This window comes from Phytopseudomonas daroniae (assembly GCF_004327285.1).
Taxonomy (GTDB): Bacteria; Pseudomonadota; Gammaproteobacteria; order Pseudomonadales; family Pseudomonadaceae; genus Aquipseudomonas; species Aquipseudomonas daroniae.
The window spans coordinates 1-26262 of sequence record NZ_QJUI01000032.1 but is presented as its reverse complement, the minus strand read 5'-3'; the positions used below and the strand labels follow the sequence as shown (position 1 = coordinate 26262).

At 60.9% G+C, this 26262-nt stretch carries 24 protein-coding genes; 16 read left to right on the top strand and 8 right to left on the bottom strand.

Annotated features, from left to right (window positions below):
* Nucleotides 1-4 precede the first annotated feature (4 nt).
* Entirely contained in the window at nt 5-535 is a 531-nt protein-coding gene (gene rloA, locus DNK06_RS23495; RefSeq protein WP_131182380.1) for a retropepsin-like aspartic peptidase RloA, read from the bottom strand.
* A 295-nt stretch (nt 536-830) separates the two neighbouring features.
* On the opposite strand from rloA, the gene DNK06_RS23490 reads away from it, so the two are divergent.
* The 6 genes from DNK06_RS23490 (at nt 831) to prpD (ending at nt 9282) form a co-directional block, all read left to right on the top strand.
* Nucleotides 831-1556 (top strand): GntR family transcriptional regulator, encoded by a 726-nt coding sequence (locus tag DNK06_RS23490; protein WP_131182379.1) that lies wholly within the window; start codon nt 831-833, stop codon nt 1554-1556.
* Complete coding sequence (gene prpB, locus DNK06_RS23485) at nt 1553-2440, top strand: methylisocitrate lyase (RefSeq protein WP_131182378.1); 888 nt, start codon at nt 1553-1555, stop codon at nt 2438-2440. The genes DNK06_RS23490 and prpB overlap by 4 nt, the downstream gene beginning before the upstream one ends.
* Nucleotides 2441-2589: 149 nt before the next feature.
* Complete coding sequence (prpC, locus tag DNK06_RS23480) at nt 2590-3717, top strand: bifunctional 2-methylcitrate synthase/citrate synthase (protein ID WP_131182377.1); 1128 nt, start codon at nt 2590-2592, stop codon at nt 3715-3717.
* A gap of 162 nt (nt 3718-3879) precedes the next feature.
* Nucleotides 3880-6489 carry a Fe/S-dependent 2-methylisocitrate dehydratase AcnD gene (gene acnD / locus DNK06_RS23475; protein WP_131182376.1) on the top strand — a complete coding sequence of 870 codons (2610 nt, stop codon included), beginning with the start codon at nt 3880-3882 and terminating at the stop codon, nt 6487-6489.
* Nucleotides 6490-6521: 32 nt separating this feature from the next.
* Nucleotides 6522-7712: a 2-methylaconitate cis-trans isomerase PrpF gene (prpF, locus tag DNK06_RS23470; RefSeq protein WP_131182375.1), complete on the top strand. Its 1191-nt coding sequence runs from the start codon at nt 6522-6524 to the stop codon at nt 7710-7712.
* A gap of 85 nt (nt 7713-7797) precedes the next feature.
* Complete coding sequence (gene prpD / locus DNK06_RS23465) at nt 7798-9282, top strand: 2-methylcitrate dehydratase (protein ID WP_131182374.1); 1485 nt, start codon at nt 7798-7800, stop codon at nt 9280-9282.
* Nucleotides 9283-9301: 19 nt separating this feature from the next.
* On the opposite strand, the gene DNK06_RS23460 is transcribed toward prpD, so the two are convergent.
* Together DNK06_RS23460 and ppsR are read right to left on the bottom strand one after the other, a co-directional pair.
* Nucleotides 9302-9943 (bottom strand): LysE family translocator, encoded by a 642-nt coding sequence (locus DNK06_RS23460; protein ID WP_131182373.1) that lies wholly within the window; start codon nt 9941-9943, stop codon nt 9302-9304.
* A gap of 25 nt (nt 9944-9968) precedes the next feature.
* Entirely contained in the window at nt 9969-10787 is an 819-nt protein-coding gene (ppsR, locus tag DNK06_RS23455; RefSeq protein ID WP_131182372.1) for a posphoenolpyruvate synthetase regulatory kinase/phosphorylase PpsR, read from the bottom strand.
* Nucleotides 10788-10963: 176 nt separating this feature from the next.
* On the opposite strand from ppsR, the gene ppsA reads away from it, so the two are divergent.
* From ppsA to DNK06_RS23410, 8 genes are all read left to right on the top strand, one after another.
* The gene (gene ppsA / locus DNK06_RS23445; RefSeq protein WP_131182370.1) at nt 10964-13336 is read left to right on the top strand and encodes a phosphoenolpyruvate synthase; all 2373 of its coding nucleotides are present in this window, start codon (nt 10964-10966) and stop codon (nt 13334-13336) included.
* Nucleotides 13337-13446: 110 nt separating this feature from the next.
* Nucleotides 13447-14451 carry an alpha/beta fold hydrolase gene (locus DNK06_RS23440; protein WP_131182369.1) on the top strand — a complete coding sequence of 335 codons (1005 nt, stop codon included), beginning with the start codon at nt 13447-13449 and terminating at the stop codon, nt 14449-14451.
* 108 nt (nt 14452-14559) lie between these two features.
* Nucleotides 14560-15045 carry a ribonuclease E activity regulator RraA gene (gene rraA / locus DNK06_RS23435; RefSeq protein ID WP_131182368.1) on the top strand — a complete coding sequence of 162 codons (486 nt, stop codon included), beginning with the start codon at nt 14560-14562 and terminating at the stop codon, nt 15043-15045.
* 50 nt (nt 15046-15095) lie between these two features.
* Nucleotides 15096-16091, top strand: a complete 996-nt coding sequence (locus DNK06_RS23430; protein ID WP_131182367.1) for a zinc transporter ZntB — start codon at nt 15096-15098, stop codon at nt 16089-16091.
* A gap of 54 nt (nt 16092-16145) precedes the next feature.
* The gene (locus DNK06_RS23425) at nt 16146-16394 is read left to right on the top strand and encodes a CrfX protein (RefSeq protein WP_131182366.1); all 249 of its coding nucleotides are present in this window, start codon (nt 16146-16148) and stop codon (nt 16392-16394) included.
* 1 nt (nt 16395) lies between these two features.
* On the top strand, nt 16396-17220 hold the full coding sequence (locus DNK06_RS23420) for a mechanosensitive ion channel family protein (protein ID WP_131182365.1): 825 nt from the start codon (nt 16396-16398) through the stop codon (nt 17218-17220).
* A gap of 90 nt (nt 17221-17310) precedes the next feature.
* A complete protein-coding gene (sigX, locus tag DNK06_RS23415) occupies nt 17311-17901 on the top strand; it encodes an RNA polymerase sigma factor SigX (protein WP_131182364.1) in 591 nt (196 codons plus the stop codon).
* A gap of 105 nt (nt 17902-18006) precedes the next feature.
* On the top strand, nt 18007-18987 hold the full coding sequence (locus DNK06_RS23410; protein WP_131182363.1) for an OmpA family protein: 981 nt from the start codon (nt 18007-18009) through the stop codon (nt 18985-18987).
* Between the two features lie 295 nt (nt 18988-19282).
* Here DNK06_RS23410 and DNK06_RS23405 read toward each other — a convergent pair whose 3' ends face one another.
* The gene (locus DNK06_RS23405) at nt 19283-19597 is read right to left on the bottom strand and encodes a transcriptional regulator (RefSeq protein ID WP_131182362.1); all 315 of its coding nucleotides are present in this window, start codon (nt 19595-19597) and stop codon (nt 19283-19285) included.
* Between the two features lie 210 nt (nt 19598-19807).
* On the opposite strand from DNK06_RS23405, the gene DNK06_RS23400 reads away from it, so the two are divergent.
* Nucleotides 19808-20185 carry a hypothetical protein gene (locus DNK06_RS23400; RefSeq protein ID WP_242674762.1) on the top strand — a complete coding sequence of 126 codons (378 nt, stop codon included), beginning with the start codon at nt 19808-19810 and terminating at the stop codon, nt 20183-20185.
* Between the two features lie 11 nt (nt 20186-20196).
* Here DNK06_RS23400 and DNK06_RS23395 read toward each other — a convergent pair whose 3' ends face one another.
* Nucleotides 20197-21135 (bottom strand): LysR family transcriptional regulator, encoded by a 939-nt coding sequence (locus DNK06_RS23395; RefSeq protein ID WP_131182360.1) that lies wholly within the window; start codon nt 21133-21135, stop codon nt 20197-20199.
* A gap of 141 nt (nt 21136-21276) precedes the next feature.
* On the opposite strand from DNK06_RS23395, the gene DNK06_RS23390 reads away from it, so the two are divergent.
* Complete coding sequence (locus tag DNK06_RS23390; RefSeq protein ID WP_131182359.1) at nt 21277-22482, top strand: acyl-CoA dehydrogenase; 1206 nt, start codon at nt 21277-21279, stop codon at nt 22480-22482.
* A gap of 170 nt (nt 22483-22652) precedes the next feature.
* Here the strand turns inward: DNK06_RS23390 and DNK06_RS23380 are convergent, their stop codons facing one another.
* From DNK06_RS23380 to xthA, 3 genes are all read right to left on the bottom strand, one after another.
* Nucleotides 22653-23645 (bottom strand): TerC family protein, encoded by a 993-nt coding sequence (locus DNK06_RS23380; RefSeq protein ID WP_131182358.1) that lies wholly within the window; start codon nt 23643-23645, stop codon nt 22653-22655.
* A 155-nt stretch (nt 23646-23800) separates the two neighbouring features.
* Nucleotides 23801-25177 carry a substrate-binding domain-containing protein gene (locus DNK06_RS23375; protein WP_131182357.1) on the bottom strand — a complete coding sequence of 459 codons (1377 nt, stop codon included), beginning with the start codon at nt 25175-25177 and terminating at the stop codon, nt 23801-23803.
* Between the two features lie 78 nt (nt 25178-25255).
* Nucleotides 25256-26068, bottom strand: a complete 813-nt coding sequence (gene xthA, locus DNK06_RS23370; RefSeq protein WP_131182356.1) for an exodeoxyribonuclease III — start codon at nt 26066-26068, stop codon at nt 25256-25258.
* Nucleotides 26069-26262: the final 194 nt, after the last annotated feature.

Below are 26262 nucleotides of genomic sequence, written 5' to 3'. Positions count from 1 at the left end.
GGGATTACTCGCCGGATTTTGCGGTGGTACAGGCAGGTTTCCCTGCTGCGTATTTTAAGCTGGGGTCGACCAGTGCATCGAAGCGTTTGAGCGCGTCGGAGCCGATCAAAAGTGGGTATTGGAAGGCGCTGCGATCGGTAAGGTTCACTTCGATCTGGCGCCTGGCGCCGCCCATGCACACATCCAGCTCGACTACCGGGCGTGCGGTGTAGGTTTTCTCTTCTTCCGGATCGAAATCGCCGGAGCGACGCTTGATCTTGCTGATGCGCGCCAGCGGCCGCTCGATCGGATGGGCATGGGCATCGTCGATGGCCAGGTAGAAGCGCACCCAGCGTTCGCCATCACGCTCGAAGCGTTCGATGTCACGAGCGCTGAGCGAAGCGGTCTGGGCGCCGGTATCGAGTTTGGCGGCCACGATCACGTCGAGGTCGAGGCTCACGTATTCGTTCAGGCCATAAATGGTCTTGTCGGCCGCAGCCGCGAGACCGGGCAGGAGCGATAGGCAGAAAAGCAGGGGGAAGGTTTTGAGTCTCATAAATCCTGTCGGGTGGATCGCGATCGGTAGAGCGAATCTCGGGCCGGGGCCGCCATTCGCTGGCATGGAGTCTAGCAGGCGCCCCGGGACGTCCCCTCCAGGCATTGAATGGCGCGCATTCTAACATGGGGTTTTTCCATGGTGACAGACGGTTGTCTGCCTTTGTGTATCTGCTTTTCTGGTTATCGTAGTTGCAGCGAGAACGGTTGTATTGTCGACAATGTTGTTTTTAATTTGTGTTTATTTGGCTTTTTGCCTATGGTTTGCGGCAAATTACTAGTGGTGTGTCGACAATATGCAAGAGCCCAGTGTGCTTGTCCTGGCTGCCGAGCAAGATGCGGAAACCCGCTCCGAACACGTATTTCGCCGTATCCAGGCGGCTATCGTGAAAGGCGAGATCGCCCCAGGCAGCAAGATTTCCGAGCCGGAGTTGGCGCGTACCTATGGCATCAGTCGTGGCCCGCTGCGTGAGGCGATCCATCGCCTGGAAGGGCAGCGCCTGCTGGTGCGCATTCCTCATGTCGGGGCACGGGTGGTATCGCTCGATCGTGAGGAACTGATCGAACTGTACGAGATTCGCGAATCCCTCGAAGGGATGGCCTGCAAGCTGGCGGCCGAGCGCATGACCCAGGCCGAGATCGATGATCTGCGCCGGGTGCTCGACACCCATGAGCGTGACGAAGCCTTCCAGGCTGGCGTGGGTTACTACCAGCAGGAAGGCGATTTCGATTTTCACTATCGGATCATCCAGGGCAGTGGTAACCGTACCCTGGTGAAGATGCTCTGCGGCGAGCTCTATCAACTGGTGCGCATGTACCGCATTCAGTTCTCGGCGATAACGCCCAATCGTCCGCGTCAGGCCTTTGCCGAACATCACCGCATTCTTGATGCCATCGCCGATCGTGATGGCGAACTGGCCGAATTGCTGATGCGCCGACATATCGGCGCATCCAAGCGCAACATCGAGCGCCACTACCAGAGCGCCCATCCCACCACCGTCAAGACCCGAGGCAAGTCATGAGTCAGAGTACGCCAGGCCAGCGCTTTCGCGATGCGGTCGCCAACGAGCAGCCGTTGCAAGTCGTCGGCGCCATCAATGCCAACCATGCGTTGTTGGCCAAGCGCGCCGGTTTCAAGGCTATTTATCTTTCGGGTGGTGGCGTGGCGGCCGGCTCCCTGGGAGTACCGGATCTGGGCATCACCGGGCTGGATGACGTGCTCACCGACGTGCGTCGCATCACCGATGTCTGCGATCTGCCGCTGCTGGTGGATGTCGACACCGGCTTCGGCAGTTCGGCATTCAATGTGGCGCGCACCGTCAGGTCGATGATCAAGTTCGGCGCCGCCGCGATCCATATCGAGGATCAGGTCGGTGCCAAGCGCTGTGGCCATCGGCCGAACAAGGAGATCGTTTCCCAGCAGGAAATGGTCGACCGCATCAAGGCCGCCGTCGATGCGCGTACCGATGACAGTTTCGTGATCATGGCGCGCACCGACGCCCTGGCCGTGGAGGGACTCGACGCCGCTCTGGATCGGGCCGCGGCCTGTGTCGAAGCGGGCGCCGATATGGTTTTTCCGGAAGCGATCACCGAACTGCAGATGTACAAGACCTTCGCCGCGCGGGTAAGAGCGCCGATTCTCGCCAATATCACCGAGTTCGGCGCCACGCCGCTGTTCACCACCGACGAACTGGCCTCGGCCGATGTCGGCCTGGTGCTCTATCCGCTCTCGGCATTCCGGGCCATGAACAAGGCGGCGGAAAACGTCTACACGGCGATTCGTCGTGACGGTACGCAAAAGAACGTGGTCGACAGCATGCAGACCCGTATGGAGCTTTACGAACGTATCGACTACCACGCCTTCGAGCAGCGCCTCGATGCGCTGTTCGCGCAGAAGAACGGCTGAACCGATGCTGGTCTCATCGCTGGCAAGCCAGCTCCTACAGGCATAAAGCCCTCTCGTAGGAGCCGGCCTTGCCGGCGATGGCTCCGGCATATATGCACTCGAAGTGGCCGGATAGACATCTATAACAAATCCAAAAAAGGAGAAAACCCATGGCTGAAGCAAAAGTGTTGAGTGGCGCAGGCCTGCGTGGCCAGGTCGCCGGGCAGACCGAGTTGTGCACCGTGGGCAAGACCGGTTCCGGGTTGACCTATCGGGGTTATGACGTGCGTGAGCTGGCGGCGGGGGCGATCTTCGAAGAGGTTGCCTACCTGCTGCTGTATGGCGAGTTGCCCAACCAGGCGCAGCTGGATGGGTACCTGAAGAAGCTGCAGGGCCAGCGTGATCTGCCCACAGTGCTCAAGGAAGTGCTGGAGCGTATCCCGAAAGATGCTCATCCCATGGATGTGATGCGCACCGGTGCCTCGGTGCTGGGTAACCTCGAGCCCGAGACGAGCTTCGAGCAGCAGCGCGACCAGGCCGATCGGTTGCTCGGCGCCTTTCCCGCGATCATGACTTACTGGTATCGCTTCAGCCATGAAGGCCTGCGCATCGATTGCAACAGCATTGAACCGACCATTGGCGGTCACTTCCTGGCGCTGCTGCATGGCAAGAAGCCCAGCGAGCTGCACGTCAAGGTGATGAACGTGTCGCTGATTCTCTACGCCGAGCATGAATTCAATGCCTCGACGTTCACTGCGCGGGTTTGCGCCTCGACGCTCAGCGACATCTTTTCCTGCGTCACCGCGGCCATCGGCTCTCTGCGCGGACCGCTGCATGGCGGTGCCAACGAGGCGGCGATGGAGATGATCGAGAAATTCGCCTCGGCCGAAGAAGCCTCCGCCGGCACCCTGGCGATGCTGGAACGCCAGGACAAGATCATGGGTTTCGGCCATGCGATCTACAAGGAATCCGACCCGCGCAACGAGGTGATCAAGGGCTGGAGCCGGCAGCTTGCCGACGAAGTCGGCGACACGGTGCTATTTCCGGTGTCCGAGGCCATCGACCGGGTCATGTGGGAGCAGAAGAAGCTGTTCCCCAATGCCGACTTCTACCATGCCTCGGCGTATCACTTCATGGGCATTCCGACCAAGCTGTTCACACCGATCTTCGTCTGCTCGCGGGTTTCCGGCTGGACGGCCCATGTGTTCGAGCAACGGGCGAACAACCGCATCATCCGCCCGAGTGCGGAGTACACCGGCGTCGAGCAGCGTCCGTTCGTGCCACTTGAGCGACGTTGAAAGAGCGCCACCTGTAGGAGCGGGCTTGCCCGCGATTGCGTCGGATCGAACGACAGATGGGCTGATGATCGAACATCGGGGACAAGGCTTGGCGCCCCCGCAATTCCTACAAAGGGCAGCGAAAGCTGCCTACCGAATACCGTGAGCGAGCCTGAACATAATATGAACAAGCTATTCCGCAAGCCGTTACCCGGCACCTCGTTGGACTTCTTCGATACCCGTGCTGCGGTCGATGCCATCCAGCCCGGCGCCTACGCCACGCTGCCCTATACCTCGCGGGTGCTGGCGGAAAATCTGGTGCGTCGCTGCGACCCGGCGACTCTGCGCGACTCGCTCAGGCAACTGATCGAGCGGCGTCGTGACCTGGATTTTCCCTGGTTCCCGGCGCGAGTGGTGTGCCATGACATCCTTGGTCAGACCGCGCTGGTGGATCTTGCCGGTCTGCGCGACGCCATTGCCGACAAGGGGGGCGATCCCGCCCAGGTCAATCCGGTGGTGCCGACCCAGTTGATCGTCGACCATTCACTGGCCGTGGAATGCGGCGGTTTCGACCCGGATGCCTTCGCCAAGAACCGCGCCATCGAGGATCGCCGCAACGAGGATCGCTTCCACTTCATCGAGTGGACGAAGAAGGCCTTCAAGAACGTCGACGTGATCCCGCCGGGCAACGGCATCATGCACCAGATCAACCTGGAGAAGATGTCGCCGGTGGTGCAGGTGCAGCAGGGCGTGGCCTTTCCCGACACCTGCGTCGGCACCGACAGCCACACCCCGCATGTCGATGCCCTGGGGGTGATCGCCATCGGTGTCGGTGGCCTGGAGGCGGAGAGCGTGATGCTTGGCCGTGCCTCGTGGATGCGCCTGCCCGATATCATCGGCGTCGAGCTGACCGGCCGGCCGCAGCCGGGTATCACCGCCACCGACGTGGTGTTGGCGCTCACCGAATACCTGCGCCAGGCCAGGGTGGTCGGCGCCTATCTGGAATTCTTCGGCGAAGGGGCGGCGGCGCTGACCCTGGGCGACCGCGCGACCATCTCCAATATGACTCCGGAGTTCGGCGCCACGGCGGCGATGTTCGCCATCGACCAGCAAACCATCGACTACCTCAGGCTGACCGGTCGTGAGGATGAGCAGGTTCGCCTGGTGGAAACCTACGCCAAGGCTACCGGCTTGTGGGCGGACGACCTGGCCAGCGCCGAGTACGAGCGGGTGCTGAGCTTCGATCTGTCCAGCGTGGTACGCAACATGGCCGGCCCGTCCAACCCGCACAAGCGTCTGCCGACCTCGGCGCTGGCCGAGCGCGGCATCGCCGGTGCCTGGGAAGATGTGCCCGGGCAGATGCCCGACGGCGCGGTGATCATCGCCGCCATCACCAGTTGCACCAACACCAGCAACCCGCGCAACGTGATCGCCGCCGGGCTGCTGGCGAAAAAGGCCAATCAACTGGGCCTGCTGCGCAAACCCTGGGTCAAGTCGTCCCTGGCGCCGGGTTCACGGGCCGTGCAGCTGTACCTCGAGGCTGCCGGCCTGCTGCCCGAACTGGAAAAGCTCGGCTTCGGCATCGTCGCCTTCGCCTGCACCACCTGCAACGGCATGAGCGGTGCGCTGGATCCGGTGATCCAGCAGGAAATCATCGAGCGCGACCTGTATACCACCGCCGTGCTGTCGGGCAACCGCAATTTTGATGGGCGCATCCACCCCTACGCCAGGCAGGCGTTCCTGGCCTCGCCGCCACTGGTGATCGCCTACGCCATCGCCGGCACCATCCGCTTCGACATCGAGAAGGATGTGCTCGGCGTGGTCGACGGGCGGGAAATCCGCCTCAAGGACATCTGGCCGGCGGACGAGGACATCGACGCCGTGGTGGCGTCCAGCGTCAAGCCGGAACAGTTCCACAAGGTCTACTTCCCGATGTTCGCCGTGCAGCCGGACAATGGCGAGCGTATCACCCCGCTGTATGACTGGCGGCCGATGAGCACTTACATCCGGCGTCCGCCTTACTGGGAGGGTGCCCTGGCTGGCGAGCGCACGCTCAAGGGCATGCGCCCGCTGGCGGTGCTGCCGGACAACATCACCACCGACCACCTGTCGCCATCCAACGCCATCCTCGCCGACAGCGCCGCTGGCGAATACCTGGCGAAAATGGGCTTGCCGGAAGAGGACTTCAACTCCTACGCCACCCACCGTGGCGACCATTTGACCGCCCAGCGCGCCACCTTCGCCAACCCGCAACTGGTCAACGAAATGGCCGTGGTCGATGGCCAGGTGCGCAAAGGCTCGCTGACCCGGTTGGAACCGGAGGGGCAGGTGGTGCGGATGTGGGAGGGCATCGAGACCTACATGCAGCGCAAGCAGCCGCTGATCATCGTCGCCGGCGCCGACTACGGTCAGGGCTCGTCCCGTGACTGGGCGGCCAAGGGCGTGCGCCTGGCCGGTGTGGAGGCCATTGCGGCTGAAGGCTTCGAGCGCATCCACCGCACCAACCTGATCGGCATGGGCGTGCTGCCGCTGGAGTTCAAACCCGGCACCACGCGCCTGACCCTGGGCATCGACGGCAGTGAAACCTTCGATGTGCTCGGCGCCCGCACGCCGTGCACCGATCTGACCCTGGTCATCCATCGGCGCAACGGCGAGACCCTCGAAGTCCCCATGACCTGCCGACTGGATACCGCCGAGGAGGTGTCGATCTACGAGGCTGGTGGTGTGCTGCAACGTTTCGCCCAGGACTTCCTGGAAGCGGGTGTCGATGTTTCGCAAAAGGTGGCTGGTTAAGCCGTTTTCGTTTAACGATCAGGTATTCATCGATGGCTTATGCACCTCAAATCAAGATTCCCGCTACCTACATGCGCGGCGGCACCAGCAAGGGCGTGTTTTTCCGTCTCGACGATCTGCCCGAGCGCTGCCAGGTGCCTGGCGCCGTCCGCGATGCATTGCTGCTGCGGGTGATCGGCAGTCCCGACCCCTATGGCAAGCAGATCGACGGCATGGGCGGCGCCACCTCCAGTACCAGCAAGGCGGTGATCCTGTCGCGCAGCAGCCGATCCGGGCACGATGTCGACTACCTGTTCGGCCAGGTTTCCATCGACAAGGCCTTCGTCGACTGGAGCGGCAACTGCGGCAACCTGTCAGCCGCTGTGGGTTCCTTCGCCATCCAGGCCGGGCTGGTCGACGCCGGGCGTATCCCCCGCGACGGCATCTGCACGGTGCGGATCTGGCAGGCCAATATTGGCAAGAGCATCGTCGCCCATATACCCATCAGCGCCGGTGCCGTGCAGGAAACCGGTGATTTCGAACTCGATGGCGTGACCTTTCCCGCCGCCGAGGTGCAGCTGGAGTTTCTCGATCCGGCCGATGCGGATGAAGGCGAGGGCGGGGCCATGTTCCCCACCGGCAATCTGGTCGATGAGCTGGCCGTTCCCGGCGTCGGCACCTTCAAGGCGACGCTGATCAATGCGGGCATCGCCACTATTTTCATCAACGCCGAGGACGTCGGTTACAGCGGCACCGAGCTGCAGGACGCCATCAACGGCGATCCCGAGGCGCTGGCCCGGTTCGAGGCGATCCGCGCCCATGGCGCCTTGCGCATGGGCCTGGTCAAGACTCTCGACGAGGCGCAGAGCCGCCAGCACACGCCCAAGGTGGCCTTCCTCGCGCCGCCGAAGCCTTACCTGTCCTCCAGCGGCAAGTCAGTGGAGGCCGAGGACATCGATCTGCTGGTGCGGGCGCTGTCTATGGGCAAGTTGCACCACGCCATGATGGGCACCGCGGCGGTGGCCATCGGCACGGCTGCGGCCATTCCCGGCACCCTGGTCAATCTGGCGGCGGGTGGCGGTGAGCGCAGCGCGGTGCGTTTCGGTCACCCCTCGGGCACCCTGCGGGTTGGCGCCGAAGCCCGTCGCGGCGGCGGGCAATGGACGGTGACCAAGGCCATCATGAGCCGCAGTGCACGGGTGCTGATGGAAGGCTGGGTGAGGGTGCCCGCCGATTCCTTCTGATTTCGATAACGACGCCCCTCCCAGTGGAGAGCGGGCGCATCACCGGTTCGCCTGGCAACAGACCCTACGTAAAAGGAACGATTTCATGAGTAGCAATACCGACCGTAACGAGCGACCGGACTACGACAGCGTGCTGCAGCAGGTCGCCGACTACGTGCTGACCTACCGGGTCGAGTCCCGCGAGGCATTGGATACGGCACGCAACTGCCTGATGGACACCCTCGGCTGCGGCCTGCTGTCGCTGCGTTTCCCCGAGTGCACCAAGCATCTGGGGCCGATCGTCGAAGGCACCGTGGTGCCCCATGGCGCCCGGGTGCCGGGCACCAGCTATCGGCTCGATCCGGTCAAGGCCGCCTGGGACATCGGCTGCATCATCCGTTGGCTGGATTACAACGACTGCTGGCTGGCCGCCGAATGGGGCCATCCCTCGGACAACCTCGGCGGCATTCTGGCCGTGGCCGATCATCTGTCACAGCTGCGGGTTTCCCGTGGTGAAGCGCCGCTGTTGATGCGCGAGGTGCTCGAGGGCATGGTCATGGCCCACGAAATCCAGGGCGTGTTCGCGCTGGAGAACGCCTTCAACCGCGTCGGTCTCGACCATGTGATCCTGGTCAAGGTTGCCTCCACGGCAGTCTGTGCCAAGCTCATGGGCGCCAGCCGCGAACAGTTGCTGTCGGCGCTTTCCCACGCTTTCGTCGATGGCCAGGCGCTGCGTACCTATCGCCATGCGCCGAACGCTGGTTCGCGCAAGTCCTGGGCCGCCGGCGACGCCACCAGCCGGGCGGTGCGCCTGGCCGATATCGCCCTGCGCGACGAGATGGGCATTCCCGGTGTGCTGTCGGCGCCGCAGTGGGGCTTCTACGACGTGGCTTTCAGCCATACCAACAAGGATCTGGCGAGCAAGCCCGAGAGCAAGCGCGTTTTCAGCTTTTCCCAGGGGTTCGGCAGTTACGTGATGGAAAACGTGCTGTTCAAGATCAGTTTCCCGGCCGAGTTCCATGCACAGACGGCGGTGGAGGCGGCGGTGATCCTGCATCCGCAGCTTCGCGAGCGCCTGGATGACATCGCACGCATCGAGATCACCACCCACGAGTCGGCGATTCGCATCATTTCCAAGTCCGGGCCCATGGCCAATTCGGCGGATCGTGACCATTGCCTGCAGTACATGATCGCCGTGCCGCTGCTGACCGGCGGCCTGGTCGCCGAGCATTACGAGGATGGCTTCCACGCTGCCCATCCGCAGATCGATCGTCTGCGCGAGAAGATGGAAGTGGTCGAGGAGCCCCGTTATTCCCGGGAGTACCTGGAGGCCGACAAGCGCTCCATCGCCAACGCCATTCAGGTGTTCTTCAACGATGGCTCCTCGACCGAGAAAGTCGAAGTCGAGTATCCGGTCGGGCACCGTCGGCGCCGCGCCGAAGGCATTCCGTTGCTGGAGGAGAAGTTCAAGGCCAACCTGGCTACGCGCTTCACCGCCTCGCGCAGTGCCCGCATCTTTGCGCTGTGCAAGGACGCTCAGGCGCTGGAGGGCACCGCGGTACATCGCTTCATGGATTTGTTCGTGCTCTGACGTCGCGTGCCGGAGCGACTCAGTGTTGAGTCGCCCCCAACAGCAAACCGCCGGCGCCCATGAAAAAGGCGCCGGTGGTGCGGTTCAGGCGTTGCGCGCCGCGGCTGGTGCGGATGAAGCGGCGAATCTGCCGGCCGAACAGAGCATAAACCAGCGAGGCCGCATATTCGGCCAGCAGATACGTAGCACCCAGGTAGATGAACTGTTCGATGGCCGGCTGGCCGGGCTTGATGAACTGTGGAAATACCGCAGCGAACAGCAGGATCGCCTTGGGGTTGCTGATGCCGACCAGAAACTCCTGCAGCATCAAGCGGCGCAGTTGCCGTTGCGGCTGTACCGGCGGCATTGTCGCGTTGTCCAGATTCAAGCCGCTGAACTCACGGCTTCGCCAGGCGCTGATACCCAGGTACAGCAGGTAGGCCGCGCCGACCCACTTGATCACGGTGAACGCCGTTTCCGAGGCCAGCAGCATCGCTCCCAGGCCGATCGCGGAAATGCTCAGGAAAATCGCGAAGGCCAGCACGCGGCCTGTGGTAGCCAGCACGGCTGCGCCAATGCCATGGCGAATGCCATTGTTCATCGCGCAGAAGTTGTTCGGCCCTGGCGTCAGGGCGATCAACATGGCGACTGGGGCGAACAGCACGGCATCGAGCAGGGTCATGAGGCACGTCCAGAATGGGGGCAGGCTATTTGAAGCGTCGTTCGACGCCTTTTTCCACCAGGATCTTGGCGGAGATTTCTTCCACCGAGAAGTGAGTGGAATCGATGAAATTGATCGACTCGCGACGGAACAGGCTTTCCACCTCGCGCACTTCGAATTCGCATTGAGCGTAGCTGGAATAGCGGCTGTTGGGTTTGCGCTCGTTGCGGATGGCGGTCAGCCGATCCGGGTCGATGGTCAGGCCGAACAGCTTGTCGCGGTATTTCTTCAGCGAGGCAGGCAGTTGCAGGCGCTCCATGTCGTCCTCGGTGAGCGGGTAGTTGGCCGCGCGGATACCGTACTGCATGGCCATGTACAGGCAGGTCGGCGTTTTCCCGCAGCGCGATACACCGACCAAAATCAGATCTGCCTTGTCGTAGTAATGTGTACGGGCACCATCGTCGTTGTCGAGGGCGAAGTTGACCGCCTCGATCCGCTCCATGTAGTTGGTGTTATGGCTGATCGAGTGCGACTTGCCCACCGAGTAGGAGGAGTGCGAGTTCAGCTCCTGTTCCAGAGGCGACAGGAAGGTCGAGAAGATGTCGATCATGAAGCCGCGGGACTCGGCCAGGATGTCGTGGATTTCCTGGTTGACGATGGTGGCGAAGATGATCGGATTGGCGCCGTCCTTGTCGGCGGCGTTATTGATTTGTTGTACCATGGCGCGCGCTTTTTCCACGCTGTCGACGTACGGCCGCGTGAGTTTGGTGAAGCCGATGGTCTCGAACTGTGCCAGCAGGCTCTGCCCCAGGGCTTCCGCTGTGATGCCGGTGCCGTCCGAGATGAAGTACGCGGTTCGATTCATTGCGACAATGGCCTTAAGCTGAGAGCGAATCTTGGCTATGATGGGCCGGTTTTTGCGGGCCCCGATGGGCTTGCATTGTTACTTATTTTCCAGGGCCAGGCCATTGTCCGCACGGCGCAAGCCGTCGACTTTTCCAGCCCCATGAGCTTTTCCAACACTGAAGTGGAGAGATCACCTTGGCAGAGTACGTAGTTTCCCTCGATAAGCTCGGCAATCACGATGTCGAGCATGTAGGGGGCAAGAACGCCTCCCTCGGCGAGATGATCAGCAATCTGGCGGGGGCGGGTGTCTCGGTTCCCGGTGGTTTCGCCACTACGGCCCAGGCCTATCGCGACTTCCTTGAGCAAAGTGGGCTCAACGCGCAGATCCACGAAGCCCTGGACGCCCTGGATGTCGACGACGTCAACGCCCTGGCCAAGACCGGCGCGCAGATTCGTCAGTGGGTGATGGACGCCGAGTTCCCAACCGAACTCAATGAGCAGATCCGCACCGCCTTCGCCGCCATGGCCAATGGCAACGACAACATGGCCGTGGCCGTGCGCTCCTCGGCTACCGCCGAGGATCTGCCGGACGCTTCCTTCGCCGGCCAGCAGGAAACCTTCCTCAATATCCGCGGCGTGGAAAACGTCATTCGTGCGGCCAAGGAAGTCTTCGCTTCCCTGTTCAACGACCGCGCCATCGCCTACCGCGTGCATCAGGGCTTCGACCACAAGCTGGTCGCCCTGTCTGCCGGCGTGCAGCGCATGGTGCGTTCGGAAACCGGCACCGCCGGCGTGATGTTCACCCTCGATACCGAATCGGGCTTCCGTGACGTGGTGTTCATCACCGGCGCCTACGGCCTGGGTGAGACCGTCGTGCAGGGCGCGGTCAACCCTGACGAATTCTACGTGCACAAGCACACCCTCGAGGCCGGTCGCCCGGCGATCCTGCGCCGCAACCTGGGTAGCAAGGCGATCAAGATGATCTACGGCGACGAAGCCAAGGCCGGCAAGTCGGTCAAGGTGGTCGACGTCGACCGCGCCGAGCGCGCGCGCTTCTGCCTGAGCGATGCCGAAGTCACCGAACTGGCCAAGCAGGCCGTGATCATCGAGAAGCACTACGGCCGGCCGATGGACATCGAATGGGCCAAGGACGGTGACGACGGCAAGCTGTACATCGTCCAGGCCCGCCCCGAGACCGTGAAGAGTCGCGCCAACGTCACCGTGATGGAGCGTTACCTGCTCAAGGAGACTGGCACCGTGCTGGTCGAAGGTCGCGCCATCGGTCAGAAGATTGGCGCCGGCAAGGTGCGGGTCATCAACGACGTGTCGGAAATGGACAAGGTTCAGCCCGGCGACGTGCTGGTTTCCGACATGACCGATCCGGACTGGGAGCCGGTGATGAAACGCGCCAGCGCCATCGTCACCAACCGTGGCGGGCGTACCTGCCACGCGGCGATCATCGCCCGTGAGCTGGGCATTCCGGCCGTGGTCGGCTGCGGCAATGCCACCCACGTATTGCGTGACGGTCAGGGCGTGACCGTTTCCTGCGCCGAGGGCGACACCGGCTTCATCTTCGAGGGCGAGCTGGGCTTCGACATTCGCAAGAACTCCGTCGACGCCATGCCCGAACTGCCGTTCAAGATCATGATGAACGTCGGCAACCCGGATCGCGCCTTCGATTTCGCCCAGTTGCCCAACGCCGGCATCGGTCTGGCGCGCCTGGAATTCATCATCAACCGCATGATCGGTGTGCACCCCAAGGCGCTGCTGAACATGGACGGCCTGCCGCCGGAAATCAGGGAAAGCGTCGAGAAGCGCATCGCCGGTTACGATGACCCGGTGAGCTTCTACGTCGAAAAGCTGGTCGAGGGCATCAGCACCCTGGCCGCGGCGTTCTGGCCGAAGAAGGTCATCGTGCGCCTGTCCGACTTCAAGTCCAACGAATACGCCAACCTGATCGGCGGCAAGTTGTACGAGCCGGAAGAAGAGAATCCGATGCTCGGTTTCCGCGGCGCTTCGCGCTACATCAGCGAATCGTTCCGCGACTGCTTCGAGCTGGAATGCCGGGCGTTGAAGAAAGTCCGCAACGAGATGGGCCTGACCAACGTCGAGATCATGGTGCCGTTCGTGCGTACCCTGGGCGAAGCCAAGCAGGTGGTCGATCTGCTCGCCGAGAACGGTCTGGCGCGCGGTCAGGATGGCCTGAAAGTCATCATGATGTGCGAGCTGCCGTCCAACGCCATTCTCGCCGAAGAGTTCCTCGAGTACTTCGACGGCTTCTCCATCGGCTCCAACGACCTGACTCAGCTGACCTTGGGCCTGGATCGTGACTCCGGTATCGTCGCTCACCTGTTCGACGAGCGTAATCCGGCGGTCAAGAAGCTGCTGGCCAATGCCATCGCCGCCTGTAACAAGGCGGGCAAGTACATCGGTATCTGCGGCCAGGGGCCTTCCGACCACCCGGATCTGGCCAAGTGGTTGATGGAGCAGGGGATCGAAAGCGTTTCCCTGAACCCGGATTCGGTGCTGGAAACCTGGTTCTTCCTGGCCGAGGGTCAGCAAAGCTGACCGGCATGCCTTGAATGTTGATCCGAGGGCAGGTTCTACCTGCCCTTTTTTATGACCTGCCGACTGGGGATGTTTCGTAGTCGGCAGCGGGCTGTGCCAGAGCGAAGAAGATGCAAAGCAGTAGTGAGTTGTTTCCCGTTGCGCTGATCGGTGCCGAACTGCGTGGCGACCTGAGTGAAGATGTCTACCGTCTCAAGCCTGGCAACAGCCTGGATTTCAGCGTCGAGCTGGCACTTACCCGCCTGGCGGTGGCGGGCCAGGAGGGTGTGCGTGGTGAGCCGGTTATCCTGCTGCACGGCAGTTTCTCGAACCGTCGTTTCTGGTATTCGCCCAAGTGCATTGGTCTGGCGCCATATCTGGTTCGCGCGGGGTTCGATGTGTGGATCGCGGAAATGCGCGGCCACGGCCTGTCGCCGCGTAACCTGGCCTATCGTCACAACTGCGTGGCTGACTATGCGCGTTACGACCTGCCGGCAATAGCGGCGTTCGTTGCTGAAAAGAATCCGCGGCCCGCTCACTGGCTCGGCCATTCGCTGGGCGGCCTGACCCTGGCCGCTGCACTGGGAGGCGGCTATCTGCAGCAGGTGGGGATAGCCAGTGTTGGCCTGTTCGGGGCCGAAATCAGTCGCCGCTACTGGTTGCTCAAGGTACCGCCAATCGAGTGGCTGGCGCGTTTGCTGCTCAAGCGTTTTACGGTGCTGTCCGGCTCGCGGCTCAAGCGCGGGCCTGAGGATGAGCCAATCGGTATCGCCCTGGAAACGCTGCGCTGGTATCGGCTGTTCGGACGTTTCGGCGATGCCGAGCGTGACTGGTGGGCGGGTTTGAGTGAGGTGCAGGTGCCCGTGCTGGTGATCGCAGGCGAGGGCGACGCCGAGTGTCCGCCTCCGGCATGCCGGGCACTGTTCGAGCAATTCGCATCGGAGGATCGCGAGTTCATCAGCCTGGGACGTGCTCAGGGATTTCAGCAGGACTACGGCCACGTGCAGATGCTGATCAGCAAGGAGGCGCAGGACGAAGTCTGGCCGCTGGTGCGTCGTTGGCTGGACGGTGAGCGGCAATCGCCACGGGCTGCGCCGCAGGCGGAAAACGGGGCGGGCATTCCTGCCACGCCGTGATCCGGCTAAGATTGCCCTCGTCAATCGCTGCGATGCTTGGTCACGGGCCATGTGCGCAGTCGATCAGACTATGCTGCAGGCCTCGATCACCTATTCAGGAGCTTCGCCATGCAATACATCACGCCCGATTTGTGTGACGCCAACCCGGAGCTGGTCAGCGTCGTGGAACCGATGTTCAGTAATTTCGGTGGCCGCGACTCGTTCGCTGGGCAGATCGTCACCGTCAAATGCTTCGAGGACAATTCGCTGGTCAAGGCCCAGGCCGATCAGCCCGGCGCCGGCAAGGTACTGGTGGTCGACGGCGGCGCGTCCCTGCGCTGTGCGCTGCTTGGCGACATGATCGCGGAAAAAGCGGCAAAGAATGGCTGGGAAGGCATGGTGATCTACGGCTGCGTGCGCGACGTCGACGTGCTGGCGCAGACCCATCTCGGCGTGCAGGCTCTCGGTAGTCATCCGATGAAGACCGAAAAGCGCGGTCTGGGTGACCTCAACGTGGTGGTCACTTTCGGCGGCGTGACCTTTCGCCCGGGCGAATACGTGTATGCCGACAACAACGGCATCATCGTCTCGCCGCAGGCGCTGCAAGTCGAATAACCGGGTGCGGTTGCTCAACGGGCTGTCGCCATGAATCATCAGGGGTGTTGATGTACGAGGAAGACAACGCGCAGTGGGGCCTGGTGCATGGCTTCGTGCTGGATGGCAGAGGTGGTGCCCGTGCAGTGGCCCGCGAGCAACTCGATGAATTGCAGCTGGATGAGGGACAGAGCCTGTGGCTGCACTGGGATCGTAGTCATCCGCAGACGCAAAGCTGGTTGCGGCGCGACAGTGGCCTGAGCGAGTTCGCCTGCGACCTGCTGCTCGAGGAAAATACCCGGCCCCGAGCATTGCCGCTGCCCAATGACGAACTGCTGCTGTTTCTGCGTGGCGTCAACCTCAACCCCGGTGCCGAGCCCGAGGACATGGTTTCGGTGCGAATCTTCGCCGAGGCGCGGCGCATCATCTCTCTGCGCCTGCGTCCGCTGCGCGCCACCGAGGATCTGATCGACCGGCTGCAAGCTGGCAAAGGGCCCAAGAGCGCCTCTGAACTGGTGCTGCAGCTCAGCGATTACCTGACGGACAAGGTCGAGGATCTGGTAACCGAGCTCTCCGAACGGGTCGACGCCCAGGAAGAGAAGGTCGATGCCGATGAGCGCACCTTGCCCGATCATGGCCTGCTGCTGCAGATCCGTCGCCGCGCGGCGGGTTTGCGGCGTTTCCTGTCGCCGCAACGCGATATCTATGCGCAGCTGACGCGCAGCCAACTTCCCTGGTTGAGCCATGAGGACAGCATCTACTGGAACGAGCTGAACAACCGACTGCTGCGTTACCTCGAGGAGCTGGAACTGACTCGCGAACGCATCGGCTTGCTGCTGGAAACGGAAAACCGGCGCATGGATGTGCGCATGAACCACATCATGTTCCGCTTCGGCATCATCACCTGCGTGTTTCTGCCGATGAGCTTCGTCACCGGTCTGCTGGGCATTAATGTCGGTGGTATTCCAGGGGCCGATAACCCCTACGGGTTCCTTGTCGCCTGCCTGCTGATGCTCACCATCGGCTTCGGGCAGTGGTTGTTGTTCCGGCGCTTGCGTTGGGTCTGATGTGACTTGCGTCTCAGGCGCTTCGTCTAGCGAAGACGTTCTGTGAGGTCTGCCATGCACGATCCATTTGAAGAATCTCTGCGTGATCTGTTGAAAACCTCGTCCTCGCCATCGCGCGATGACGACGCCTGCCTGAACCGCGTCCTGAAGACCGCCAACCGCCAGGTCGGCGCAGGCGACCTGTTCGGCTTGATGGGGCACTGGGCCGGCGCCCTGATGATCGCCCTCAACAACGGCTCTTCCCACGTGGCACCGGTGTCACGTCGCCGTGCTTCTGCTCGCTCTTCTGATAAGGCTGAATGAAATGGAACTCGATCCCTGGACTCATAGCCTGGTCGCCGCGATGACGGCGTTGTGGACGAAAGTCGCCGGCTTCATTCCCAATCTGTTCGTTGCGCTGGTACTGGTGCTGCTCGGCTTCGTCGTCGCCAAGCTGCTCGATACGCTGCTCTCCAAACTGCTCGGAAAGCTCGGCCTCGACCGTCTGATGGCCGGCACCGGTCTGACCAAGATCCTGGGTCGCGCTGGCTTCCAGGTTCCGGTTTCGACTCTGATTGGCAAGATCGTCTACTGGTTCGTGCTGCTGGTATTCCTGGTGTCCGCTGCCGAATCGCTGGGCCTGGAGCGTGTCTCCGCGACCCTGGACGTACTCGCCCTCTATCTGCCCAAGGTGTTCGGTGCCGCGCTGGTGTTGCTGGCCGGTGTAGTGCTGGCTCACTTGCTCAGTGGCCTGGTGCGCGGCGCCGCGGAAGGTGTTGGACTGGATTATGCCCACGGCCTGGCACGCCTGGCCCAGGGATTGGTGATCATCATCAGCATCTCCGTGGCCATCGGCCAACTGGAAGTGAAAACCGACCTGCTCAACAACGTCATCGCCATCGTGCTGATTTCCGTGGGGCTGGCGGTCGCGCTGGCGCTGGGTCTGGGCAGCAAGGAACTGGCCAGCCAGATTCTCGCCGGCATCTATGTGCGTGAGCTGTATCAGGTCGGTCAGCAGATCGAAGTGGGCGATATAGAAGGGCAGATCGAGGAGATCGGTACGGTTAAAACCACAGTGCTGACGGGCTCCGGCGAGCTGGTTTCGTTCTCCAACCGCATACTGCTCGAGCAGCGGGTAAGCAGCCGCTGAGAGGGCATTTCTGCTACCCTGTGCGCCCAGCCAGCGGCCTGTAATATCAGGTGCTGGCTGTTTTCGTCCTGACCGTTGGCCCGATCTGTTTTGAACGCACCCCAATCACCGTCACTGCGCTATGACCCACGCGAGCTCTCCGACGAGGAGCTGGTGGCGCGTGCCCATGACGAGCTGTTCCACATCACTCGCGCATACGAGGAGCTGATGCGGCGTTACCAGCGCACCTTGTTCAATGTATGCGCACGATATTTAGGGAACGATCGCGACGCGGACGATGTCTGTCAGGAAGTGATGTTGAAAGTTCTGTATGGGTTGAAGAACTTCGAAGGGAAGTCCAAGTTCAAGACCTGGCTCTACAGCATTACTTACAATGAATGCATCACGCAGTATCGCAAGGAGCGTCGCAAGCGTCGTTTAATGGACGCGCTAAGTTTGGATCCACTGGAAGAGGCGTCTGAAGAAAAGGCGCCTAAAATAGAGGATCGAGGTGGTCTGGATCGCTGGCTCGTGCATGTGAATCCGATTGACCGTGAAATTCTGGTGTTGCGTTTTGTTGCAGAACTGGAATTTCAGGAAATTGCTGACATCATGCACATGGGGCTCAGCGCCACGAAAATGCGCTACAAACGCGCGTTAGACAGATTGCGGGAGAAGTTTGCAGGCGTTACCGAAAGTTAGTTCGGGGCGAACTTTCACTGGCATAGGTGAGTTTTTTTAAACTTACTGACGACTCGCATGTCTACCTGCATGTGAATCAATCACTCATAGATGGGGATTTAACGGATGAAACTGAAAAACACCTTAGGCGTAGTCATTGGCTCCTTGGTAGCCGCTACCTCCATGGGCGTGCTGGCTCAAGGCCAAGGCGCTGTCGAGGTGGAAGGCTTTGCTAATCGCTATTTCACCGACACCCAACGTGACTTCGCTCACGACGAAGGCAACCTGTTCGGCGGCAGCGTTGGTTACTACCTGACCGACGATGTCGAGCTGGCGTTGTCCTATGGCGAATACCACGACCTGCGTGGCGAAGGCGCTGCTGGCAGCAAGAACATCAAGGGCAACCTGACTGATCTGAAGGCCATCTACCACTTCGGCCAGCCTGGTGTAGGCCTGCGTCCCTACGTTTCCGGTGGCTTCGGTCATCAGAGCATCGGCGACGCCAACAGCGGTGGTCGTAACCACTCCACTCTGGCTATCGCCGGCGCTGGTGCCAAGTACTACTTCACCGAAATCTTCTACGCTCGCGCTGGTGTGGATGCCCTGTACAACATCGACCAGGGTGACACCGAGTGGCAAGCTGGCGTTGGTGTCGGTCTGAACTTCGGTGGCAGCACCCGTCAGGTCGCCCAGGTCACTGAGCCGGCTCCAGAGCCGATCCCAGAGCCGGCTCCGGTCGTTGAAGAAGCGCCTCAGGTCGTCCGCGTTGAGCTGGACGTCAAGTTCGACTTCGACAAATCCGCTGTCAAAGAAGAAAGCTATGGTGACATCAAGAACCTGGCTGACTTCATGAACCAGTACCCGCAAACCAGCACTACTGTTGAAGGTCACACCGACTCCGTTGGTACCGACGCTTACAACCAGAAACTGTCCGAGCGTCGTGCAAGCGCTGTTCGTGACGTCCTGGTCAACCAGTACGGTGTTGATTCCCAGCGCGTCAACTCCGCTGGCTACGGTGAGTCCCGTCCGGTTGCTGACAACGCTACCGAAGAAGGCCGCGCGATCAACCGTCGTGTAGAAGCTGAAGTAGAAGCCCAAGCCCAGTAATAGGCTCAGGTTTCAGGAAAACCCGGCTTCGGCCGGGTTTTTCTTTGCCCGTAAAAAGTGCCAGAGCGTTGCAAATAAAAACGGCATCTACCAGACCACCCGATGGGGGAAGGTGATCTGGCAGACACCGTGTTCGTTACCCGGCTTCCCGATAATAGGGCGCCGATTCATTGTCGTAATGCCAAAGCAAGTATCACGCCATATCGCTAGCAGGCGGAAAAAACGTAATGGTTCGACCTGACCCACCCCTACGGTGTGAGCTATTGCTGTGCACTGCCGCCTCATGGATGGTTCGCTATGAGGCGGGGCACACCTGGGCTTCTTCCACGTAGTCCCTCAGCCAGCGCAGCACGTCTACGGCTTCCCAGCGATTGGGGTCGAACATTGCATAGGCAAGGCCCTGGTAGCCCACCACATCCAATTGTCTGTGATAACCCGCACGCTGCAGCAAGGCTTCGATCTCGGCGAAGCAGGTATTGAAGTGCAGGCGGTTGAAGGGAGTTTTACCTTCGGTAACGATTCCCTCCAGGTGCAGTTCCTCGACGATGGGGCGAACCTTGTCCAGTGGCATCCGGTTGATCGAGTGTTTGAGTTGCATTACGTCCAGCATCATTAGACTCCCGCTTTACGCCTGATCTAGTCGGGTCAATCCCGATGTGCGATCGGTGTGGTGACGGCTGCTAGGGTAAATCAAAAATACTGTACAAATAAACAGTATTCGGTAATAGTGGTCTTCGACGCTTCATGACTCCCATGTGCGCGAGCGCTGCAGAGCGCCCGTGGTCGATGCCGAGGGCTACTAGCAATGCAACAGATACTCATGACAATTTTGCTGTTGGTGACGCTGACAGGCTGCGTGCAACCGCAGGTCGAGCAACCCAGGGTCAATGCCAACTACCTGATCATCGAAGACAGTCAGGCCTGGGCAGTGCTGGTTTCAGACGGCAAACGCGTGGAGGAACACGGCGTAGTGGTCGATGCCATCAAGCTGGCGAATAGCGATGCGCCAGTCGCTGCCAGCTACGTGATCGATACGCCGAACTGCGGCAAGGTGCAGTGGCTGGTCGAGCGCCAGGATGCCGCGGACGGGGTGACCACCCGCATGACCTTGCATGACAACAAGCAACTGGGCGTTTCGGGCTGTGTAATTGGTGAAGGGCTGACCCGAGTCTGGACGGTGCTCGATTATTCCAGCTGAGACCAGTCGCGTTAGCGGCCGGTTGCTGTAGCGGAGGCCTTGCGCTCCTCGACGCTGATACGCTGGCATATCTCGATGATCTGTTCACGCATCCAGCGATTGGCAGGATCCTGATCAGTGCTTTCGTGCCAGTAGAGATGGGTTTCCAGCACTGGAATATCGGCCACCGGCAGTTCGCTGAAATGCAGATCATTATCCCGCGCGAAACGCTCCGGCACGGTGATCGCCATGTCGGTATCGCGCATCACACGGCAAGCCATCAGGTAATGCTGTGAGCGCAGGGCGATACGCCGCTGAATGCCCATTTTGCCCAGTGCCAGATCGATATAACCCAGGCCGCTGCGACGGCTGGAAATGTGGATGTGGGTCAGCGACAGATACTCTTCCAGGCTCAGCTTTTCCTTGCCCAGCGGATGGCCGTGGCGCATCGCGCAGACATAACGATCCTCCATCAGTTTGACGTGGCGCACCTGTGGATCGATGTTCAGCGGGGCGTCGACGGCGAAGTCCAGGCGACCGGCCGCCAGCTCCTTGGTGGTTTCCCGGCGACGTACCAGCATGCTCTCGATGGTCACGTTCGGCGCCTGGCGGCGCAGGCGCTGGAACAGTGGTGGCAATACCACGGCTTCGGTCAGATCCGTCATGCAGATGCGAAAGCTTTTGTTCGCCTGGGCTGGGTTGAAGGTACGACTTTCCTGAACCGAGATACGCAGTTGCTGCAGGGCGTTGCGCACGGGCGTGATGATGTTCTGCGCCATGGGCGTCGGCACCATGCCCTGGGCGGTGCGTACGAACAGCGGGTCGTTGAAGGTTTCCCGCAGGCGCGCCAGGGCGTTGGATACCGCCGGCTGGGTGATGCCGACGATCTGTCCGGCGCGGGTGAGGTTGGCTTCACTGTAGATGGCATCGAAGACGACGAAGAGATTGAGATCCACCTTGTTCAGATTCATGCCCGAGTGACTCCGCGTGTTGTTTTTGTGGGGTGATCTTATATCGGTGATGAATGTTAATACACGCTGAAAATAGCTTCGATAAATTATGCGGCGTCCACTAGCATCGTTTGCACACAAAAGCAGCTCTGAAGGTGTGCCATGGATTTCGCCTATTCCCCCAAGGTTCAGCAACTACGTGAGCGCGTCAGCGCGTTCATGGAGGCTCACGTCTATCCGGCCGAAGCAGTGTTCGAGCGTCAGGTGGCCGAAGGCGATCGCTGGCAGCCAACGGCGATCATGGAGCAGCTCAAGGACAAGGCGAAAGCCGAAGGCTTATGGAACCTGTTCCTGCCTGACTCCGATCGCGGGGCGGGGCTGAGCAACACCGAATACGCGCCTTTGGCAGAGATCATGGGCAGTTCGCTGATCGGTGCCGAGCCGTTCAACTGTGCGGCGCCAGATACCGGCAACATGGAAGTATTGGTGCGCTATGGCAGCGAAGAGCAAAAACGTCGGTGGCTCGATCCGTTGCTGTCCGGTGAAATTCGTTCTGCGTTCGCCATGACCGAACCGGACGTTGCTTCTTCGGACGCGACCAACATGCAGGCGAGCGCCGTGCATGACGGTGATCACTGGGTGATCAATGGGCGCAAGTGGTGGACATCCGGTGCCTGCGATCCGCGCTGCAAAGTCATGATCTTCATGGGGCTCACCAATCCCGATGGTCATCGTCACCAGCAACATTCGATGATTCTGGTGCCCATGGATACGCCCGGCGTGAAGGTGGTTCGGCCGCTGCCGGTGTTCGGCTATGACGATGCCCCCCACGGCCACGCGGAAGTGCTTTTCGAAAACGTTCGGGTGCCGTACGACAACGTATTGCTAGGCGAGGGGCGCGGTTTCGAGATTGCCCAGGGGCGCCTCGGCCCAGGTCGCATCCACCATTGCATGCGCTCCATCGGCATGGCCGAACGGGCGCTCAAGCTGATGTGCGAGCGAGCCCTGGAGCGAAGTGCCTTCGGCAAACCGTTGGCGCGGCTGGGGGGCAATGTCGATGTGATCGCCGAGTCGCGCATGGAGATCAACATGGCGCGCCTGCTGACCCTGAACGCGGCGTACATGATGGATACGGTCGGCAACAAGGTGGCTGCCAGCGAGATCGCGCAGATCAAGGTGGTGGCGCCCAATGTGGCACTGAAAGTAATTGATCGTGCCATTCAGATGCACGGTGGGGCAGGGGTCAGCGGTGATTTTCCGCTGGCTTACTGGTACGCCATGCAGCGCACCTTGCGCCTCGCCGATGGCCCGGATGAAGTACACCGTGCGGCTATCGGCAAGTACGAACTCGGTAAGTACATGAAGTGAGACTGGCTCAGGTGCCCGGCGGCTCGTCGGGCTCTGGAAGCAGAGCCCGTTTGTCGCCATTCAAGCGTCTATGCAGTGGTGCGGCGAAGGTACGTGCAGCGAGCTCTCCATCGAATATGAGGGTACATTTGCCCAGACGCACGTACCAGCGTGCGCCGTTGCCTGCTGGGTCACGTCGTCTCTGCAGGCTTCTTGTCACGGGTTTTCAGCAGCGACAGTATGACGCCGCCGGCCAGTACGCCCATGGTGACGCTGAGCGAGAGCAAGGCGGGAACCTTGATGAAACCGTGCAGGAAGATCTTGCTGCCGATGAATATCAGCACGATCGCCAGCGCGTACTTGAGGTACACGAAACGGTGCATCAGCGCTGCCAGGGCAAAGTACAGCGCCCGCAGCCCGAGAATCGCGAAGATGTTCGAGGTGTAGACGATAAATGGATCCTGGGTGATGGCGAACACCGCCGGCACGCTGTCGACAGCGAATACCAGATCCGCCAGTTCGATCAGCACCAATGCGAGCAGCAGCGGGGTGGCGAACAACAGTACCTTGCCACTGCCCGGATCCCGTTGGCGCACCAGAAATTTGCCGCCATGCAGGTCATCCGTGACACGGATGTGCTTGCGCAGGAAGATCAGCAGCTTGTTTTGCGACAGATCCGGATGCTCTTCGTGATCCTTGCTGAACAGCATCTTGATGCCGGTAAACAGCAGGAACGCGCCGAACACATAGAGGATCCAGTCGAACTCCTGAACCAGGGCCGTTCCCAGGCCGATCATGATCGCCCGCAGCACGACGACGCCGAGGATGCCCCAGAACAGCACGCGGTGCTGATACTTGCGGGGAATGCCGAAGAAGCCGAGGATCATCGCCATGACGAACACGTTGTCCATCGATAGCGACTGTTCGACCAGGAAGCCCGTATAGAACTCCAGCGCCTTGGTTGCGCCAAGTTCCCACCAGACCCAGCCGCCAAACGCGACGCCCACGCTGAAATAACCCGCGTAGAGCAGCAGGCTTTCGCGCATTTCGATTTCGTGTTGGTCACGGTGCAGGACGCCGAGATCGAAGACCAGCAGCGCAAAGACGATGATGACGAACGCCATCCAGAAATAGTATGGGGTGCCGAGAAACGGCGTGGACATAAAGGCATGTAGAGCTGTCATGGGCCCTCCCTGTTTAATGCCTAAGTTGAGATTCAACTTAGTGACTCCGACATCACGATGAGATGGACTCATCGCCAGAGGGGCCCGGCGTCACATGCGCATAAGGCTAGGATGAATCGCGCAGCAGGGCAAGTGGCTGCCGCGCTCAAAAGATTTCAATACACCCAGACTTCGACGCGGCGATTCTTGATCCTGCCGCTGTCGCCTTCGTTGTCGGCGACCGGTAACTCATCACCGAGGCCGGCGACTTCACGCAACACCACACCTTCGCGCACCAGCTCGCGGCGTACCGCCATGGCGCGCAGTTTGGACAACAGTTCGGCTCGCGCCGAAGCGGCCTTCGGGTCGCCGAAACCAACCAGCACGACCTTTTGCTGCAGCTTGTCGTGCTGCTTCAGGTAATCGAGTACCCGGCGCAGATCCTGCTGGGCCTTGTTGTCGAGGCTGGCGCTGCCTTCCTGGAAGCGGAAGTTCACTGACAGGCGTTGGGCGTCACGTGCCAATTCCTGATAAGCCGCCGGCATGTCGGCCGTGGCTTCGATGCTGACCGCCTGCACGGTCTGTGCAATGAAGCCGTTCTGCGCGACGATGGCCTGGCCTTGCGGGCTTTGGGCGAATTGCAGCAGAGCTTCGGCCCACGGATTGGCGTTTTTCGGGGGGGCGTAGAGGAACAGGCGCCGTGACAGCGGGTAATCTTCGGTGGCTATCAGTGTCACGCTGGGCTGCATCGGTTGCGACTCACCGGCAGCGATGGGTACGGCCTTGGCCTTGCGCACATAGGGCAGGCCGATAAAGCCGATGCCCTGGGGATCACGGGCGACCGAATCGGAGAGCTGTTCGCTGGATTCGAAACGCTTGGCCTTGCCAGACAACTGCTTGCCATTGGCGCTCAGTACCAGCTCCTTGAAGGTGTCGAAGGTGCCGGAATTGTCGTCTCGGGCGTACAGGCTGATGGCACCGGAGCGTCCGCCCAATTGCGCCCAGTCACTCACTTCGTCAGAGAATATCTGCGCCAACTGCTCGATGTTGAGGACGCTGATCGGGTTATCCGGATGCAGGATGATCGCCAATCCATCGATGCCGATGATCTGCTCGGCGTCTCGGCTTTTCATGTTGCCGAGCGACGAGAGCATCGCCACTTCATTGTCCTTGATCGGCCGTGACGAGGCCGCGAGTTCGGCGTCGCCTTGCCCAATGGCACTGAAACCGGTGCCCGAACCATGTGCGGCAATTTCCACGCGCAGCGTGCGGCCTGCTGCATTCGTGGCGGAGATCACTTGCTCGTTTTCCTGGGTGTTGATCGTGTTGATATTGCTCAGGCCCTGTTGTTGCATCAGGCCCCTGACCAGAGCAGGGCCCAGGCTGGCACCAATGGTGTTGGAGCCCTGGATACGCAGGGCCGGGCGATCCCCGGCTGGTAGCGGCAGGGCGGCGAATGCCGTCCAGGGACTCAGGTAGCAGACGAAGCCGAGCAACAGGAAGGTTGCGGTTCGGCTCCAGGTTTCACGGTCACAAACGAGGGCACGCAGCATGCGGCAAACACCTTGAAGGGGATGGCTGAAGTGCTGCGACGATAAGACAGAAAAATGACCATAAGATGACTGGGCGGGTCAGCTCAGCTCCAGCCACACAGGGGCGTGATCAGAAGGCTTCTCCATACCGCGCAATTCGTAGTCGATACCCGCGTCCTTGAGACGTTCCTGTAGAACCTGAGAGGCGAGAATCACGTCGATACGCAGGCCGCGTTTGGGCTCATCCTCGAAGCCGCGGCTGCGGTAGTCGAACCAGCTGAAACGGTCATCGACCTGCGGATGCAACTGACGGAAGCTGTCGGCCAGCCCCCAGCTCTTGAGTGTTGCCAACCACTCGCGTTCTTCCGGCAGGAAGCTGCACTTTCCGGTCTTCAGCCAGCGTTTGCGGTTGACCTCGCCGATGCCGATATCGCAATCCTCGGGCGAGATATTGATATCGCCCATGACGATCAGCGGCTGGTTGTGGGCAAAGCGCTCTGTCAGCAACGCTTGCAGATCGGCATAGAAGCGCTGCTTGGCGGGAAACTTGGTGGGATGGTCGCGGCTCTCGCCTTGGGGGAAGTAGCCATTCATCACGGTGACCGGGTTGCCCTGGGCGTCGGCGTAGGTGCCGTAGATGAAGCGCCGCTGGGATTCCTCGCCGTCGTTTGGAAAACCCTTGAACAACTCCAGCGGCGCCTGGCGCGAGAGCAGCGCTACACCGTAATGGCCCTTCTGACCGTGGTAATGGACGTGATAACCCAGGGCGCGGATTTCCGCTTCGGGAAACTGATCGTCGCTGACCTTGGTTTCCTGCAGGCCGATCACATCTGGCTGGTGCTTCTCGATCAGCGCAGCGAGTTGATGCGGACGTGCCCGCAAGCCGTTGATGTTGAAGGAAACGAGTTTCATGGCAGCGATCCTGGTGATTCTGGCAGGTAAGGAGACGATGCTAGCCGATCAGGGCGATAGACGGCCACTAGGGCTTGTTGAGATACAGCTTTCCCTACCCCGCCTTCCTGTGGTGAAATTTTGGGTATGACTAGACTTGTACTCACCGACGCCCAATGGGCGAAGATGGAGCCACATTGCCTGGGCAAGCCAAG